The 16,765-nt window shown below is 34.9% G+C and carries 17 protein-coding genes; 9 read left to right on the top strand and 8 right to left on the bottom strand.

All coding sequences use genetic code 11. The features are described 5' to 3' along the window. The first annotated feature begins 18 nt into the window (after positions 1-18). Positions 19-567, top strand: a complete 549-nt coding sequence (locus ACWNCI_RS12940) for a 5-formyltetrahydrofolate cyclo-ligase (RefSeq protein WP_449388604.1) — start codon at positions 19-21, stop codon at positions 565-567. On the opposite strand, the gene ACWNCI_RS12935 is transcribed toward ACWNCI_RS12940, so the two are convergent. Continuing rightward, complete coding sequence (locus ACWNCI_RS12935) at positions 513-1,097, bottom strand: hypothetical protein (protein WP_346983926.1); 585 nt, start codon at positions 1,095-1,097, stop codon at positions 513-515. The two genes, ACWNCI_RS12940 and ACWNCI_RS12935, sit on opposite strands and share 55 nt — an antisense overlap. Further along, the gene (locus tag ACWNCI_RS12930) at positions 1,081-2,244 is read right to left on the bottom strand and encodes a hypothetical protein (RefSeq protein WP_449388603.1); all 1,164 of its coding nucleotides are present in this window, start codon (positions 2,242-2,244) and stop codon (positions 1,081-1,083) included. Before ACWNCI_RS12930 ends, ACWNCI_RS12935 begins: the two co-directional genes overlap by 17 nt. Before the next feature lie 184 nt (positions 2,245-2,428). Here ACWNCI_RS12930 and ACWNCI_RS12925 point away from each other — a divergent pair, with 184 nt between their 5' ends. Further along, positions 2,429-2,698, top strand: coding sequence for a hypothetical protein (locus ACWNCI_RS12925; RefSeq protein WP_449388602.1), 270 nt, complete (start codon positions 2,429-2,431; stop codon positions 2,696-2,698). Between the two features lie 81 nt (positions 2,699-2,779). Here ACWNCI_RS12925 and ACWNCI_RS12920 read toward each other — a convergent pair whose 3' ends face one another. Together ACWNCI_RS12920 and rmuC are read right to left on the bottom strand one after the other, a co-directional pair. Further along, positions 2,780-3,547: a TrmH family RNA methyltransferase gene (locus tag ACWNCI_RS12920; protein WP_449388601.1), complete on the bottom strand. Its 768-nt coding sequence runs from the start codon at positions 3,545-3,547 to the stop codon at positions 2,780-2,782. Positions 3,548-3,645: 98 nt separating this feature from the next. Beyond that, entirely contained in the window at positions 3,646-5,154 is a 1,509-nt protein-coding gene (rmuC, locus tag ACWNCI_RS12915; RefSeq protein ID WP_449388600.1) for a DNA recombination protein RmuC, read from the bottom strand. 149 nt (positions 5,155-5,303) lie between these two features. Here rmuC and ACWNCI_RS12910 point away from each other — a divergent pair, with 149 nt between their 5' ends. Next, entirely contained in the window at positions 5,304-5,963 is a 660-nt protein-coding gene (locus ACWNCI_RS12910; protein ID WP_449388599.1) for an SGNH/GDSL hydrolase family protein, read from the top strand. A gap of 8 nt (positions 5,964-5,971) precedes the next feature. Here the strand turns inward: ACWNCI_RS12910 and ACWNCI_RS12905 are convergent, their stop codons facing one another. The 3 genes from ACWNCI_RS12905 to ACWNCI_RS12895 form a co-directional block, all read right to left on the bottom strand. Next, on the bottom strand, positions 5,972-6,565 hold the full coding sequence (locus ACWNCI_RS12905; protein ID WP_449388598.1) for a hypothetical protein: 594 nt from the start codon (positions 6,563-6,565) through the stop codon (positions 5,972-5,974). A gap of 12 nt (positions 6,566-6,577) precedes the next feature. After that, a complete protein-coding gene (pncB, locus tag ACWNCI_RS12900) occupies positions 6,578-7,756 on the bottom strand; it encodes a nicotinate phosphoribosyltransferase (protein ID WP_449388597.1) in 1,179 nt (392 codons plus the stop codon). Between the two features lie 86 nt (positions 7,757-7,842). Then, positions 7,843-8,319, bottom strand: coding sequence for a Dps family protein (locus tag ACWNCI_RS12895; protein WP_449388596.1), 477 nt, complete (start codon positions 8,317-8,319; stop codon positions 7,843-7,845). 134 nt (positions 8,320-8,453) lie between these two features. Here ACWNCI_RS12895 and ACWNCI_RS12890 point away from each other — a divergent pair, with 134 nt between their 5' ends. The 6 genes from ACWNCI_RS12890 to ACWNCI_RS12865 all read left to right on the top strand — a co-directional run bounded on the left by ACWNCI_RS12890 (position 8,454) and on the right by ACWNCI_RS12865 (position 14,016). Then, on the top strand, positions 8,454-9,824 hold the full coding sequence (locus tag ACWNCI_RS12890; protein ID WP_449388595.1) for a hypothetical protein: 1,371 nt from the start codon (positions 8,454-8,456) through the stop codon (positions 9,822-9,824). Between the two features lie 143 nt (positions 9,825-9,967). Then, a complete protein-coding gene (rpsL, locus tag ACWNCI_RS12885) occupies positions 9,968-10,381 on the top strand; it encodes a 30S ribosomal protein S12 (protein ID WP_027381287.1) in 414 nt (137 codons plus the stop codon). A gap of 23 nt (positions 10,382-10,404) precedes the next feature. Further along, complete coding sequence (gene rpsG, locus ACWNCI_RS12880) at positions 10,405-10,881, top strand: 30S ribosomal protein S7 (protein WP_042722989.1); 477 nt, start codon at positions 10,405-10,407, stop codon at positions 10,879-10,881. 6 nt (positions 10,882-10,887) lie between these two features. Beyond that, positions 10,888-13,005 (top strand): elongation factor G, encoded by a 2,118-nt coding sequence (fusA, locus tag ACWNCI_RS12875; RefSeq protein WP_346983933.1) that lies wholly within the window; start codon positions 10,888-10,890, stop codon positions 13,003-13,005. A 17-nt stretch (positions 13,006-13,022) separates the two neighbouring features. Beyond that, positions 13,023-13,328, top strand: a complete 306-nt coding sequence (rpsJ, locus tag ACWNCI_RS12870; protein ID WP_002661363.1) for a 30S ribosomal protein S10 — start codon at positions 13,023-13,025, stop codon at positions 13,326-13,328. A 187-nt stretch (positions 13,329-13,515) separates the two neighbouring features. Continuing rightward, positions 13,516-14,016: a low affinity iron permease family protein gene (locus tag ACWNCI_RS12865; protein ID WP_449388594.1), complete on the top strand. Its 501-nt coding sequence runs from the start codon at positions 13,516-13,518 to the stop codon at positions 14,014-14,016. 18 nt (positions 14,017-14,034) lie between these two features. Here the strand turns inward: ACWNCI_RS12865 and ACWNCI_RS12860 are convergent, their stop codons facing one another. Next, positions 14,035-16,740 carry a hypothetical protein gene (locus ACWNCI_RS12860; RefSeq protein WP_449388593.1) on the bottom strand — a complete coding sequence of 902 codons (2,706 nt, stop codon included), beginning with the start codon at positions 16,738-16,740 and terminating at the stop codon, positions 14,035-14,037. Positions 16,741-16,765 lie beyond the last annotated feature (25 nt).

Here is a 16,765-nt window from a genome sequence, read left to right as displayed (position 1 = left end):
GAACTTAGAAAAAAATATATGCAGAAAAGAAAAGCCTTGTCAGATGATGAGGCTTTCTTGTTATCCCAAAAGGTTTTTAAGAATTTCATTGATTATTTTAAACCTGTATCTGGAGATAAAGTTCATATTTTCATTCCTGTTATTAAATTCAGGGAAATTGATACACACTTATTTATTGATTATTTTCTTAGCCGGAATATCAGGGTTTTTGTTCCGAAAATAGTCGATACCCAGCTGATCTCTTTAGAAATTTTTAGTGATACAAAATTTGAGTTTAATCAATGGGATATTTCTGAACCTGTTTCAAATGAAGATTCCAAAGTTTTCGATTTTGATTATATCATTACTCCATTATTATACTGTGATAATAATGGAAACAGAGTAGGATATGGCAAAGGTTTTTACGATGGTTTTTTTGAAAATATTTCTAAGGAACCAAAGAAAATCGGAGTTAATTATTTTAACCCCGATGAAAATATCGATGATGTCTGGGAGAATGATATTCCGCTGGATTATCTGGTAACTCCTACAGATGTACTGTCTTTCTTTAATAAAGGATTGGAATAAAAATTTAGAAAGAAAAATTTGAATTCTTTTTTTGTATTAGGAGTAGAAACAAGAATGTATTGTGCGTTCTTCTCAAAAGTTCCCAACGATTTATTCTTATTGTCGAAATATTCTACATTAAACTTGGCAAAATCCAGTGTATCCTGATTCTGCAGGTCTTTATAAACTTCCAGATTATTTACTTTTACGGATTTTACCTTTAAGCTGTCAAGTTCGTGAAACAGGTTCTTAAAAGTCAGGCTGTCAGGTTTATGAAAATAACTCTGCATCTGGGAATAGATAACCGTATCAATTTCCGTATTTCTGTTTCCGGATAGATAAAGTGTCGACAGATCAAGGAGTTCCTGAACCTTTTGTTTTGTGATGAAGTTGATTGCCTGTGCGCTGTCCATTTGCACGGCAGGATACGTTTTGGTATTATTGCTGTTTCTAAGCTTGTCAAGATCACTTATTTCTGTCTTTTTGTTGTTACAGGAAACAAATGCAAGAAGCAATAGGGTAAAAATTAAAAAGTTATTTATTCTTTTCATCTGTTGCAATTTTAAATTTGATGGAGATGATCTTTCCGTTGTTATCTTTTTTCATTTCTATTACACTTAGATTCTTCAATGAAGTGGTTGGAGTGGTAACCAGTGTAATGTATTTCTGTTTGTCGAGTCTTTCTATTCCGTAGATATTATTGTCATATATCTGATAAATGATAGCGTTGTTGCTGATAAGGCTTTCCAATTGGTTTCTCTTTCTTTTAAGCTCTTCAGGATCTCCATTCGCATCTTTAATCGAGAAATAATAGGCCGCCATTTTATAATCATCAGGCTTTAACTCTATAATTTCTTCATCCGGTGCATTTTCAAGGCTTCTGTTGATCTCCAGATATTCATAAAAAGGAGAGCTGATCTGCATTTTCAGGTTTTTGTCCTTTGTAGAATAATAAAAGCATTCTCCCGGTTTTATCTTATAAAGGATAGGAGACTCATTTTCCTTGATCACTTTTATTTCAAGAGTATTGACAACACCTAATCCCCGGTCTGCATCAGTAAAACAATATTTATATGTTTTTGAAAAAAGAACGTCTTTAAAACCTAAAAGACCTGTAAGAACAACCAAAACAGAAGTTATAATAGCCCAGACATTCTTTCTGATGAAATTTTTCTGCGGCTTCAGCTCTTTAAAGTTTGCTGTTGGAAATGATTCTTTATTTTGGTTAAATGTTTGATTTTCAGTAATTGATTTTTGTAAATTTGTATTTTCAGCAGGTTTTTCGTCCTGTTTTTTAAGCGAATTTTCATTCGTAAGGAGATCCGGTGCTGCGGAAACTGTTTTTTCAATTTCCTCAATATCTTCAGCATTTAAATCTTCATCATCCCGCAATAGTTCTCCTGTAAAAAGATGTTGTTTTTTAAATTCATACCAAGAATCGTAACCTGCATAAATACTCAATAAATTGAGCATATCAATCCTTGGTAATTTAGTGACAGGTGAATTTTTAAAATAAGTGTAAAAAGATTTTTCGCTAATGTTTCCTTTAGCTTTTTTCCGAAGATCTTCCTGAAAATAGATGATGTCGATTCCCTTCCATTTAGATATATCATCATTGGAAGGGGTGTATTCTTTCAAGTATTGAGCCTGGACATCCTTTTTTAGCTGCTCAAAGTGTAATATATCTAAATCCGTCAATGTATTTTGAAATGATTAAATTATTGATTATCAGTTATATTAATTTGTAAATCTATTTTACAAAGGTATTACAATTATTTTTCCTACACAAATTTTCTATCTGCTATACCTTTGTCTTGTTCAAATAATAGAACAGAGAAAAGATTTTATAAAACAATATTAACAAAATTAAATTTAATTTATTATGAAAAAGTCATTATTCGTAGCTGCTATCGCTGCAATCTCTCTAGTTGCTTGTAAAAAAACTGAAGCTAACACTACTGAAGGATCTGTAGATTCAGTAAACGCTACTGCTGATTCAGCTACAACTGCTATCGATTCTACTGCTAACGCTACTGTTGATACAGTAAAAGCTAACGCTGATGCTGCTAAAGATTCAGTAAAAGCTGACGCTAAAGTAGCTAAAGAAGAAGTAAAAGCTGAAGCTAAGAAAGAAGAAGCTGCTAAGAAATAATTCAAGCAAGCTTTAAAAATAAAAGAACCGCTCACCCAGTGATGCGGTTTTTTTATGCTTTTAAGTGTAAATGATTATTATTTAAATTCTTTTCTGTCTCAATGTTTCATAACAAGTAATTGCAACGGCATTACTCAGATTCAGAGAGTCTATGCTGCCTGACATAGGGATAAGCGTATTTTTCCCTTTCCCGATCCAGAAATCGCTCAGCCCTGAATGTTCTGTCCCGAAAACTACGGCAGATTTCTGCTTAAAATCTCTTGTGTAAAGATCTTTTGAGGTTTCATCCATAATGGTGGTATAAACGTGATAGCCGTTTTTGTTAAGAAATTCTAACGTCTGTTGGTTTTCTGCCTGAAATACCTGCATCCCGAAAAGACAGCCAACACTCGATCGTATAACATTCGGGTTGTAAAAATCCGTCTTTCCGTCTGAAACGATCAATGCATCGATGCCGAAAGCTTCACAGCTTCTTAAAATAGCCCCCAGATTACCGGGCTTTTCTACACCTTCAACAACAATAATGGTAGAATTTTCTTTGGGAATAAATGAAGATAAATCTGCTTTTTTTGTGTTGTAAATCCCGATAATTCCTTCTGAGCTTCCGCGATAAGCTATTTTTTCGTACACTTTGTCACTTACCCAGTGAATTTTTCCTTGTGGCAATTCTTTCTGAAAGATATTTTCACAGATGAAAAATTCAATGGCTTCAAAACCGAATGTCTGTGCACGCTCATTTTCCTGTTGACCTTCTACTGCAAAAACATTGGTTTTTTTCCTAAATCTATTATCCGTAAGGAGTTTGGTGATGTATTTTACCTTTTCGTTCTGAAAACTTTCTATTAACATTCCACAAAATTATGTAAAATTATTTTTTAAGAGCATTTAAAAACTGATTTTAGAAAACAAAAAACTCCGAACTATTGAACGGAGTTATTATTTTAGATTTATTCAATTGAGTTGTCCAAGTAGAGCTGAGAATTGTCTATAAGACTTTGTGGGACGTCTTTTTTGTTTTTAATACCCAGGGATTTTAATTTCTGAGTCTGTATGACAAGATTATCATTTCCTGTGAAAAGCTGTTTGTACGCTTCATTATAAACATTTTTTGCCTGATCAATATTCTTACCCACCTTTTCAAGATTTTCTACAAAACCTACAAATTTATCATAAAGCTTGGCACCTCTATCAGCGATTTCCATGGAATTTTTGTTCTGATATTCACGTTTCCACAGGTCGGCGATCAGTTTTAATGATGTAATCAGATTGCTTGGATTAAGCAGTAGAATTCTTTTTTCATAGGCATAATTCCATAGGTTTTGATCTGCCTGCATAGCTGCAATATACGCCGGCTCACTAGGGATAAACATCATTACAAAATCCAGTGATTTTCCATAATCATCGTATGCCTTCTGACTAAGTTGCGTGATATGATTTTTAATGGAAGATAAATGCTGGTTGAGCTTCATGAGGTAGACGTCCTGATCGGTTTCATCCACAAGTTCTGTAAAAGCTGTCAGAGAAACTTTAGAATCGATGATCACATTTCTTTCATCCGGATATTTTACAACAGCATCAGGACGCATTTTTTTTCCTGAAAATTCCGAAAACAAAGCTTTATTGTCTTCATCGCGCAGCTCGTGTTCCAGGAAGTATTCCCTTCCTTTTACAAGGCCTGATTTTTCCAGAATGCTTTCCAGAATCATTTCGCCCCAGTTACCTTGTGTTTTGCTTTCGCCTTTTAAGGCGCGGGTTAGTTTTTTAGCGTCTTCTGAAATCTGCTGATTCAGTTCTGCCAGTTCTTTTACCTTTTCCGCCAGAGAAAAACGTTCTTTATTTTCTTTCTCATAAGCTTCATTGACACGGTTTTTAAGGTCTGTTATTTTTTCCTGAAAAGGTTCTAGAATTGTTTTAAGGTTATTCTGATTTAAAGTGGTGAACTTTTCTGCTTTTTCTTCCAGAATTTTATTGGCAAGATTTTCAAACTGTAATTTAGATTCTTCCTGAATTTTTATTATTTCTTCTTTTTGGGTCTCAAGAGATTTTTGTAAGCTTTCATTAATGGCAGAAAGTTCAGAATTTTTTGCAAAAAGAGATTGCTTGTCATCAGTCAAAGCCTCAATCTGAAGAGCCTGTTTTGAGTTTAATTGTTTTTGTTCAAGAAACTGAGTCTGTAAAGAAGCGTGTTCTGCGGAGATCTTCGCAAATTCATTTTTTAGATCATTAAGCAGATCAGATTGTTGCAGATTAAGCTCTTTTTCTTCATTGAGAGTATTTGTTAATTCATTGATTTTCAGATTTGAATTTTCCAGATCAGAATTGTTTTTAATATATAAATTATTCAGTCCGTCGTACGAACTTCTTGCTACCATCGAGGATTTCAGGGCAAAATACAGGATGATTGCTCCAATGATTCCTCCTGCAATACATCCGATAATTAAATAGGTCATCTCCATATTTCAAAATTACAAAAAGGAAACTTTATTTTTTACGGAAATCCTTAAGTTTTATTGAAAGAAAATTGTTTTATATTTTCGGGTTTTGTATTTGTAAAATCAATTTGTTTTTCGTTATTTCAGGTATTCAAATATTAAAATCAGATTTAATGAAATTTTTAATCTTTTCAGCCATTATGTTTTCAGCTATAGTATCAGGACAGGATTTTGCCAATTATGCAAAATATGAAAAGCAGAATAGTGAAATAGTATCTAAAAATATAGCTCCAAATACGGTTTTCATGGGAGATTCTATTACTGAGGGATGGTTTTCTACAGATCCTGCATTTTTCACAAAAAATAACTTTGTGGGAAGAGGAATCAGCGGTCAGGTGACTTCACAAATGCTTTTGAGATTCAGGGAAGATGTTATTAAACTGAAGCCAAAACGTGTAATAATTCTTGCAGGTACGAATGATATTGCAGAAAATCAGGGGCCAATTTCTTTGGATAAAGTTTTTGGAAATATCGTTTCTATGGTTGAGCTTGCGAAAGCAAATAATATCAAAGTCGTTCTTTGCTCCGTTCTTCCGGCTTATGATTTTGGATGGCGAAAAGATATGCACCCGGCAGAGAAAGTAATTGCCCTCAACAAAATGATTGAGAGCTATGCAAAAAAACATAATATTCCTTACGTAGATTATCATTCCGAAATGAAAGATGCACGAAATGGACTTGATAAAATTTACACGGAAGACGAAATTCACCCGACTGCAAAAGGTTATGAAAAAATGGAAGCTATATTGATGAAAAAACTGAATAAAAATTAAACCCGATTTTATTGAGAAATGAAAAAGAGGAAATAAAAAACATTTAATAAAGTAGCTAAAAAAGTAGCTGTAAAAACTGCAACATTTTTTCTTGTCTTCTTGACGATCATTCTTATAATCCAATAATTTATGATGTAAACGGGGATAAGCAGAAAAAAGTGAAATGCTATTAAGAATTCCATTGTATAAATAGCTATTGTCAATAAAACAAAAGTTATTATTGAGGAAATAAGAACAGCATAAAAGCTTTTTAGTATTATTATAGAATCGACTTTTAAATTTTCAATATTTTGATGAATATGTGCGTATTTAATGTTAACAAGTTCTTCTAGATCTTTTTGAGATAGCAGGTCTGAAGTTATTAAAGCGAGACATTCTTGCTGAGAAGATTTGTTCATATAATGTTGATGAATTTCTCTTATAATTCTATTTCTTTCATTACATATTTTATTTTGATTTTCAATGGTATCCTGAAACTCTTCCAACGAGCCTCGTTTCATAATTTCTTCTAAAAGCTCCTGACTTGCTTTGCCTTGGTAATCCAATTGATTCTTGTAGGATTCAATCAGATCTTTTTCTGAAAATTTACTATAAAAAGACACTTTATAAATTTATTAATTCTGAATTCTTAAAAACTCTTTTGCCAATTCAATCATCTTAGGATCTCCTGTATATTTTCCGTGTTCGTCGGACAGTTTTACAGTAGGGATCCATTCCTTATTGGGGGCTTGAACGCCAATAAGTTTCATTACAATATTCATTGGCTTTAAACCCACATCATTGGTCAGGTTGGTTCCGATTCCGAAAGATACGCCGATTTTACCTTTACAGTAATTGGTGATTTCTTCTACCTTTTCTAGATTTAATCCATCTGAGAAAATAATATATTTAAACAAAGGATTAATACCGTGTTTCTGATAATGAGCGATCGTTTTATCTGCAAATTCGAGAGGGTCACCGCTGTCGTGACGTACACCGTCAAAAAGCTTGGCAAATTTTTTATCAAACTGCTGGAAAAAAACATCTGTTGTGTACGTGTCGGAAAGCGCAACTCCCAAATCGCCTCTGTAAACGTCTACCCAATGTTCTAGGGCTAGTTCGTTTGCCATTTTGAAACCATATTCCGCGGCATGAAACATGAACCATTCGTGGGCATGCGTACCAATAGGTTTTACACCATATTTCATGGCGAAATGAACATTTGAACTTCCGATAAAAGTAGAGTCTTTTTTCTGTGTCAGCGTTTCCATCACCAGGTTTTGCACTTTATAAGAATGTCTTCTGCGGGTACCGAATTCAGCAAAATTTACTCCTAATTTAGCAAGAGTTTCCGTCTTTTCAGATGTTTTACTGATTACCGCTTCGTTGGAATCTCTCTCCATATGGTTCATTTCGTAATGGAGTTCACTGATGAGGGCGAGCAAAGGAACTTCCCAAAGAATTGTTCTGTACCAAAGCCCTTCCACGATTACCGACAAATCACTTCCTTCCTGGTGAATCTTTACTTCAGATGGGTCGTAGTGATAGCCTTCCAGGAAATCCAGATAAGGAAGATCAATGTAAGGACAAGTCTTCGCCATGAATTTTTTCTCTTCTTTGGTAAGTTTCAGTTCGGCCATTTTGTTTACCGCTTCTCTCAATGCAACATCAAAACCTTCAGGAAACTGATGTTTTCCTCTGTTGATAAATTCATATTTTACTATTGTGCCTGGGAATAATTTTACCACGGCATTCTGCATGGTTATTTTGTAAAAGTCATTATCCAGAATAGAATTCAATCGTACGATATGCATAATTGTGTAATTTATACGCAAATTTAATTATAAAAAATAAAATCACCTAAATGTAAGGTGATTTTTTTAATTTTTCTGTCAAAATATTACTTGCCAAGGTAAGAATTGTACATCCATACTTCTTTTTCCTGTTCTGTGATATAGTCGCTCATCTGGGAGTTGGTGCCTTCGTCTCCGGCTTTTTCTGTAATGTCTAAAAGTTCTCTCTGTAGATCGATCACAACTTTAAATGAATTTAAAATATTTTCCACACTTTTAGTTCCGTCGCTTACTTCCTGGCTTTCTTTAATGGTAGCTACTTTCAGATAATCAGAATAGTTATGTGCCGGTGTTGCACCTAATGTTAAAATTCTTTCTGCAATTTCGTCGATTTTTAAAACCAGACTGTTGTACAGCTCCTCAAATTTCGGATGCAGGGTGAAAAACTGATCTCCTTTTATATTCCAGTGTGAGCCTCTTGTATTTTGATAGAACACGGAATAGTTGGCCAATAGAATATTTAGTTTTTCTGAAATTTTTTTGCAGTCGTCTTCGTTAAGACCGATAATGTTCGCATTTTTCATATTATTTCGTAGTTTATTTCTATAACAAATTTAAGTAAATATTATACCGAAATCAAGCAAATGTAATTGATGATAGCTATTGCAAAATTTTTTAAATAAGTTTACCTATTATTGTAGCTAAGAAAATTAATGCTATGTTGAAATATAAGATTTTGGCGGTCATAATAGTTGTTGTATATTTTTTTCAGACTTTCTTCATTTCTTTTGGCGGAATTGGTGCTGACAGTCTTTCGTATTTTGGAATTGCCGCGGATCTTCCTCACCCTGAAACCAATCTTTTCCCTTTGGGATATCCTATTCTGTTGAGGATGGTTCATTTTTTATCTCAAGATTACTTCTGGGCTTCAAAGATTCTGAACGGATTATTTTCAGTTATCATTTTATTATTTTCTTATTATAAAAAATTTTATTTCCGAGAGACGGTTCTGCTCTTCGCGGGAAAGACATTTTATTTTGCCTTTTTTGGTGCCATGTCAGAAGGTCCTTTTATTTTCTTCATGTATTTCTTATTTTATTTTTTACATCAGCTATTTTCTGAAAATAAAAATCTGTACATCAATGCTGTAGGAGCATCAGTGGTAATGATCTGTATGTTTTTTACCAGATATTCAGGGATTTATATTTACGCGGCAGTTGTATTATTTGTTTTCATTTTCATTTTTAAATTAAAAGGAAAACCGTATTGTAAATCTTTACTGCTGTTTCTTATAATTTCCGGATTGGGAATAGGAGGATATCTCTTCTTTAATTATCTGCACTTTGGAAATTTTACCGGGGAAGGTCTGAGAGGAAAAGCCGGTGATCATTCTTTTATACAATTAATAAGAAACCTGTTTGGCCTTATAAATGCTGTTGATCCATTTATAGCAATAAAACCGATTTCCAGCAGTTTCGGAAGTATGGTTTTTCAGTCTGTAGTTTTTATTATTGACCTGTTTATTTTTCGTTACCTGCTTCAATATTATAAAAACGCAAAAGGCACATCTTTATATTACTTTCATATTCTTTTATGGATTATGGCAGGATTTTATGGTGTTGCATTGTTGATTTCGGGATGGTTTCAGCAAATTGAAGAAATGGGAGTAAGGCTTATGGCTGCTTCTAATTTTTGCCTTTTCTTTTCATTTCTCATTTTATATTTCCAGAAGAATAGTTCGGATAAACTGATTTGGAGAGTGAGCTGTTTCTTTTTCGTTTTTCTTGTTTTATATGGTTTAAAGGATCCTGGTAATTATCTGGAAAATAAGGATAAGATTGAACCTCAAATGTCTAAGTTTACTAACAAGAAGTACCTTTATAATAATGAAAAAAATCTTGTAACGGTTACGACCTATTATTTCCCATTAATCAATAAGTCTTTCAAATACAATCATACCAATAACCAGAAAGGTAAACTTAAAGAAAGTATTGCCGGAACGCTAAATCCTAAAATAAAATGGATAAAAGAAGATACCGTTCGGGATAAGTCTACAGTTTTGTACACTTCACAACTGAAGCTTAATTGACTGATTAAAAACTGATTTCATTTAAGCTCCTTATTGATGAGTTATTGTCGATTAAAATTTAATAAAAGATTATATTTCTACATAACTGCTTGTTAATTAAAAAAATATTATTATTTTTGCACCCTAAAATAAAAAGCAATTAAATGCCTACTATTCAACAATTAGTAAGAAAAGGAAGAGCCACGCTTGCCAAGAAGAGCAAATCGGCTGCCCTTGATTCTTGTCCACAAAGACGTGGTGTATGTACGAGAGTATATACTACTACACCGAAGAAACCTAACTCTGCACTTAGAAAAGTTGCAAGGGTAAGACTTTCTAACGGTAAAGAAGTTAACGCCTACATCCCGGGCGAAGGACATAATCTTCAGGAGCACTCGATAGTATTGGTGAGAGGCGGAAGGGTGAAAGACCTACCGGGAGTACGTTACCACATCGTAAGAGGTGCATTAGACACTGCAGGTGTAAATGGAAGAACACAGAGAAGATCTAAGTATGGAGCTAAGAGACCTAAGCCAGGTCAGGCACCTGCTGCACCAGCTAAAGGAAAGAAAAAATAATCATTAAATAAGGTACAGAAACAATGAGAAAGACAAAAGCGAAAAAAAGACCGTTGTTACCAGATCCGAAGTTTAATGATCAATTGGTAACAAGATTCGTAAATAACTTAATGCTTGACGGTAAGAAGTCAATCGCATTCAAAATTTTCTATGATGCATTAGATATCGTAGAAACTAAAAAAGGAGATACGGAAAAAACAGCCCTTGAAATCTGGAAAGATGCATTAACTAACGTTATGCCTCACGTAGAAGTACGTTCCAGAAGAGTAGGTGGAGCAAACTTCCAGATCCCGATGCCAATCAGAGCTGACAGAAAAATTTCTATGGCAATGAAATGGTTAATCAAATATTCTAAAGCTAGAAATGATAAGTCTATGGCTTTGAAATTAGCTAACGAAGTTGTAGCTGCTTCAAGAGAAGAAGGTGCAGCTTTCAAAAAGAAATCTGATACTCACAAAATGGCGGAAGCGAACAAAGCGTTTTCACACTTCAAATTCTAATCTGAAATGGGAAGAGATCTTAAATTTACAAGAAATATTGGTATTGCTGCTCACATCGATGCAGGGAAGACTACCACTACAGAAAGGATTTTATTCTATACAGGGGTAAACCACAAAATTGGAGAGGTTCACGATGGTGCTTCTACAATGGACTGGATGGAGCAGGAAGCTGAAAGAGGTATTACCATTACTTCTGCTGCAACTACTTGTTCTTGGAACTTTCCAACAGATCAGGGTAAAAAATTACCTGAAACAAAACCTTACCACTTCAACATCATCGATACACCGGGACACGTTGACTTCACTGTAGAAGTAAACAGATCTTTGAGAGTATTGGACGGATTGGTATTCCTTTTCTCTGCCGTAGACGGTGTAGAGCCTCAGTCTGAAACCAACTGGAGACTTGCTGACAACTACAAAGTTGCGAGAATGGGATTCGTAAACAAAATGGACAGACAGGGTGCTGACTTCTTGAACGTTGTAAAACAAGTAAAAGAAATGTTAGGATCTAATGCAGTTCCAATCGTTTTACCAATCGGTGCTGAAGAAGATTTCAAAGGGGTTGTAGACTTAATCAAAAACAGAGCGATCATCTGGGATGAAGCAGGACAAGGTGCTACTTATGAAGTAGTTCCAATTCCGGAAGACATGAAAGATGAAGTTCTTGAATATAGAGAGAAATTAGTAGAAGCTGTTGCTGATTATGATGAAACTTTGATGGAGAAATTCTTCGAAGATCCGGATTCAATTTCTGAAGAGGAAATCAACGAAGCACTTAGAAAAGCGACTATCGACCTTTCTATCATCCCAATGACTTGTGGATCTTCTTTCAAAAACAAAGGAGTACAGTTCATGCTTGATGCTGTTTGTAAATATCTTCCTTCTCCACTGGATAAGGATAATATCGCAGGTACAGACCCAAGAACTGACGCTGAAATCGAAAGAAAACCATCTGTGGATGAGCCATTCGCTGCGTTAGCTTTCAAAATTGCTACTGACCCATTCGTAGGTAGATTGGCATTCTTCAGAGCTTATTCAGGTAGATTGGATGCCGGTTCTTATGTTCTTAACACAAGATCAGGAAACAAAGAAAGAATTTCCAGAATCTATCAGATGCACGCAAACAAACAAAACCCGGTTGAATATATTGAAGCTGGAGATATTGGTGCTGCTGTAGGATTTAAAGATATCAAAACAGGGGATACATTATCTGATGAAAAGAACCCAATCGTTCTTGAATCTATGATCTTCCCGGATCCAGTAATCGGTATCGCTGTTGAGCCTAAAACGAAAGCTGACCAAGATAAAATGGGTAACGCTCTTGCTAAATTGGCAGAAGAAGATCCAACGTTCCAGGTTAAAACTGACGAGGCTTCAGGACAGACAATCATCTCTGGTATGGGTGAGCTTCACTTGGATATCATCGTAGACCGTATGAGAAGAGAGTTTAAAGTTGAAGTTAATCAAGGACAGCCACAGGTAGAATACAAAGAAGCACTTACACAAACTGCCAACCACAGAGAGGTTTACAAAAAACAATCCGGAGGTAGAGGTAAGTTCGCAGATATCGTATTTACAATTGGTCCTGCAGACGAAGGTAAAACAGGTCTTGAATTCATCAATGAAATTAAAGGTGGTAATATTCCTAAAGAATTTATCCCTTCAGTTGAAAAAGGATTCAGAGAAGCGATGAAAAACGGTCCATTGGCCGGATTCGAAGTTGAATCAATGAAAATCGTATTGAAAGACGGATCTTACCACCAGGTTGACTCGGATCAGCTATCTTTCGAATTAGCAGCTAAAATGGGATTCAAAGAATCTGGTAGAGCAGCTAAAGCGGTGATCATGGAACCAATTATGAAACTGGAAGTAGTAACTCCGGAAGAATATATGGGGGATATCGTGGGTGACCTTAACAGAAGAAGAGGTACTGTAAACGGTATGGATGATAGAAACAACGCTAAAGTTATTAAAGCTTTTGTTCCGCTATCTGAAATGTTTGGTTATGTAACTTCTCTTAGAACATTATCTTCAGGTAGAGCAACATCTTCTATGGAATTCGAGAAATATGAAGCTGCTCCTTCAAACGTTGCTGAAGATGTAATCGCTAAGGCTAAAGGTTAATATTAAATTAGATTAAAATGTCACAAAGAATCAGAATAAAACTTAAATCTTACGATTACAACCTGGTAGATAAATCTGCAGAGAAAATCGTAAAAACGGTAAAGGCTACCGGTGCTGTTGTAAACGGACCAATTCCATTACCAACAAACAAGAGAATCTTCACTGTGTTGAGATCTCCACACGTAAACAAGAAAGCAAGAGAGCAGTTCCAATTATCAGCTCACAAGAGATTGATGGATATCTACTCTTCTTCTTCTAAAACGGTTGATGCTCTAATGAAATTAGAACTTCCTTCTGGTGTAGACGTAGAAATTAAAGTGTGATAATTGCCTGAGACCTAAAGTCTTTAACGCAAATCAACTTTGCTATGATAATAAATCCCTTTTCGAAAGAATAGGGATTTTTTTATTACCTTAAGCTTCAATTATATTGATTTTAATTAACTTAGACTACGAAACTCTGCTTTTCGGCGGAATTTTTGATGCTGATTCATTGTAAAAAAAGAACAAAATGTCTAAAACAAATCAAAGTGTATTTGAAAGATTTTCAAATTGGGCGACAAAATTCACAGGAAGTTCTTATGCCTTTATAGGAGCAACAATCATAGTTGTCTTATGGGCTGTAACCGGCCCGGTCTTCAAATACTCCGAAACATGGCAACTCGTCATTAATACCGGAACGACGATCATAACATTTCTTATGGTCTTCCTGATACAGAAGGCTCAGAATAAAGATTCAAAAGCAATCCAGATCAAATTAAATGAATTGATTGCGGCCAACGAAAAAGCAAGCAACCGAATTGTTGATATCGAGGATCTTACGGAAAAAGAACTCGATCAACTTCATTGCTATTACGAAAAACTTGCTGATTTTGCCGAAGAAGATGATGATATTCATTCTTCGCATTCTATTGATGCCGCACAGCGAAATCAGGATCATAAAGACAGGATTTTCAGAAAAAAGCATGAAGAGTGGCTACAGGAACAAAATCAAAAAAAGGAATCAATTTGATTCCTTTTTTTATTTAAATTACTTCATAAAAAAGCTAAAATAAGTGCAGCTTCCTAATAGGTCTTTCGCAGTTTCCGTATCTGCATATTGAGATTTTAGCATCGCAAAATAGGTTCTGTATTTCTGATTTTTTATCTGATCAAGATGAGCCTGGTAAGCATCACTTTTTTCACTGTATTTAGGATCAGAGTAATCGACTTTTGAAGGATTTTTAGCTTCATACTGATAATATTTCCCCTGTTCTGCACTTGCCATCTGGAATAAAATTCTTGCTTTCTGTTCTTTATTGGCTGAAAGGTTTAATGCTTTCTTGTAATAATCGATGGACAAGTCAAAATTATCCGGTTCGATATAAGTTCTGTCCAGGAAATTTTTATAATAATATTGATAAGGATTTTTATGGTCTGTACTTTGGAAATCATATTTTCCGCCGTTTGTGTTATCTATATCCATCACAAAAAGTTGTCGGTAATATCCTAAAATAGAAGTGTTGTAAAGAAGGTTTCCAATAAGCTGATTGGCTGCCGCAGCGGTTTGATTTTTTCCTTCACCGATCTTCTTTAACTGAATTAAAGCTTCTGATAATTCCAATTTATCCATAGTAGGTTTTATAAACGGAAATGCTGAGTAATCTTCTTTTTTCATGCTTTCTTCCGGTGAACTCTGGAAACTTTCCCAAACGTTATGTCCGAAAACAAGATCAGAAATATTACTGAATCCATTGTATGCTCCCGGAGAATATTTCAGAACAGTGACTTTTTTCTCATCATAGTTCCATTCAGATCTTGGAATTCCGGAAAAGTTTTGTGCCTTCGCATAGTATGATTTTGCTTTGTCAAAATCTGCCTGTCTCATCGCTCTGTCACCATAGATCACGGCAAAGAACGCATCAATATTTCCTACGTCATTAATGTTTTTAGCAATAATTTCCTGTTCAAATTGTGTCTTATTGGGCTTTCTGTAAAAATCTTCCACACTTTTCACCAGGCTTGAATTCGGATTGTATTGAAGATCAGAAAGTTTATTATTCATCAGGAAAGACTTTCCGTCTTCACCCTGAAGGAAATAACGGTTTGCCAGAACGTCTTTAAGAAAATCTGCCGTAGAAGGAACTTCACCATAATAATCATACTCATCTGTTTCAGTACTGTCTTTTTTCGCAGCGGGCTTTTCAATGAAATATTCCGAATAATCTTTCATTAAATGATCTTCGTATGCCGCATCGATTTTCGGCTGTGAGACAATATCATTCAGCACCTTCATTCTTTTGATCTCTTCCAGATATTCAGGATTATTGGTTTTTATATTTTCTAAAATTTCGGTGCTGGATGTATAATCTTTTTTCAGGAATTTTAAATAAGCATCCGCAATCTGCCAATATTCATCTTTGGATTTTTCTTTTGCTTTTGAGGTGAATTTTTCCAGGTCATCCAGAAAATCTTTGGTCTTATCATCATACCAGTAATTGTTTTTTGAGAAGACCGGAATTCTGTTTGGATTTTCGAGAAGTTCATCGTCGCTTTGATCAGCTTTGCTGTCACCGGAACTTTTATCTTTCTTGCTGCTGAAAAGATTTTTAAAAAACCGGATAATCTTCTGCCAGAAAGAAAGTTCTTTTTTGGGCTCAGCTGTCTCAGTTTTATTTTGATCCTTGGTGTCTTGACCTGTATTATTTTTCTGAACAGTTGTATTGCTATCGTCTGTATAGTAATAGATAGGGAGATAGCTCCTTTCAAGCTCGTTGATACTTCTTACCGCCATTACTTTCAGAATTTCTGAATCAGGGTTGATCTCATACATTTTTTCCATGACAGGAATAGGGTTGTTGAAATCTTCATAACCTAAAAGAAAGTAGGCCATATTTTTGTCTTCGTTTGTTGCCGCACGTTTCAAAATATTATTGAAAGAAGCAGTATCCGAAAGTTTCATCGATACAAAAGCAGATTCTTTACGACTTTTACTGTCTTTGAAAACCTGAAAGAAATTCCAGTTCGCTTCACTGTTCATTCCTAAACCTCTCTGCGCTCCTGCGAGCTGGTCAAGTGCCATAATGTAGGGGGCGCCTTTCAATCTTAAAGGTTCTACGTACGTTTTGAAAGCTTTCAGCGCTACGTCATAATTTCTTGTATAATGATTAAACCTGACAAGCTGGTAGCCATATCTCTGCTTAATTTCGGGATTTTTTGTAGCGTTGTATAGTGATGTAAGTGCAGAAATTGTTTTGTTGTAATCAAGATTAGTCGCATTTTTTCCTGTTCCCGGCTCCGGGTGATAATAAAATGAATCTCCACTTTCAATATAGTTGATCTTCATATAAGGTTCAAGATATTTTGCTTCTATCAGATAATCGATTCCTTCACGGTACTTGTTATAAAATCCGGGTCCTAATGTTACCAAAAGCTGGTTGGTAGGAGTTCCTTTTTTTAAAGCGTTAAGGTCATTAATATTCATCTTGTTTACCAGATATTCCGTCTGGACATAGCTCAGCTGATTATTAAAATATCTTTTCCAAGAATCAATATTTTCATCAGGAATGGCGGAAGATTTAAAATCCGTATAAAATCTTGTTGAATAGCTGTGAAGAAAAGGCAGATAAGATTTATCTTTGATAATACTTTGGGTAAAAAGATTAAAATACTCATAATCCGGATCCGACCATGCGCAGGCCTCAGATTTGGTATAAAAAAGCGAGAAAACCGCAAGCGAAAGAAAGTACTTTTTCATTTTATGATGGTGTTTTTAGTTGACA

This window comes from Chryseobacterium lineare (genome assembly GCF_977014045.1).
The sequence above is the reverse complement of the archived record's forward strand: the minus strand, read 5'-3'. Positions and strand labels throughout refer to the sequence as shown.

Coding starts and splice junctions, on each gene's coding strand:
- rpsG (WP_042722989.1), top strand. CDS start 10,405: ATGAGAAAGACAAAAGCGAAAAAAAGACCGTTGTTACCAGATCCGAAG.
- ACWNCI_RS12935 (WP_346983926.1), bottom strand. CDS start 1,097: ATGAAAAGAATAAATAACTTTTTAATTTTTACCCTATTGCTTCTTGCA.
- rpsL (WP_027381287.1), top strand. CDS start 9,968: ATGCCTACTATTCAACAATTAGTAAGAAAAGGAAGAGCCACGCTTGCC.
- pncB (WP_449388597.1), bottom strand. CDS start 7,756: ATGCATATCGTACGATTGAATTCTATTCTGGATAATGACTTTTACAAA.
- rpsJ (WP_002661363.1), top strand. CDS start 13,023: ATGTCACAAAGAATCAGAATAAAACTTAAATCTTACGATTACAACCTG.
- ACWNCI_RS12865 (WP_449388594.1), top strand. CDS start 13,516: ATGTCTAAAACAAATCAAAGTGTATTTGAAAGATTTTCAAATTGGGCG.
- ACWNCI_RS12890 (WP_449388595.1), top strand. CDS start 8,454: ATGTTGAAATATAAGATTTTGGCGGTCATAATAGTTGTTGTATATTTT.
- ACWNCI_RS12910 (WP_449388599.1), top strand. CDS start 5,304: ATGAAATTTTTAATCTTTTCAGCCATTATGTTTTCAGCTATAGTATCA.
- ACWNCI_RS12940 (WP_449388604.1), top strand. CDS start 19: ATGCAGAAAAGAAAAGCCTTGTCAGATGATGAGGCTTTCTTGTTATCC.
- ACWNCI_RS12860 (WP_449388593.1), bottom strand. CDS start 16,740: ATGAAAAAGTACTTTCTTTCGCTTGCGGTTTTCTCGCTTTTTTATACC.
- ACWNCI_RS12895 (WP_449388596.1), bottom strand. CDS start 8,319: ATGAAAAATGCGAACATTATCGGTCTTAACGAAGACGACTGCAAAAAA.
- ACWNCI_RS12920 (WP_449388601.1), bottom strand. CDS start 3,547: ATGTTAATAGAAAGTTTTCAGAACGAAAAGGTAAAATACATCACCAAA.
- rmuC (WP_449388600.1), bottom strand. CDS start 5,154: ATGGAGATGACCTATTTAATTATCGGATGTATTGCAGGAGGAATCATT.
- ACWNCI_RS12925 (WP_449388602.1), top strand. CDS start 2,429: ATGAAAAAGTCATTATTCGTAGCTGCTATCGCTGCAATCTCTCTAGTT.
- fusA (WP_346983933.1), top strand. CDS start 10,888: ATGGGAAGAGATCTTAAATTTACAAGAAATATTGGTATTGCTGCTCAC.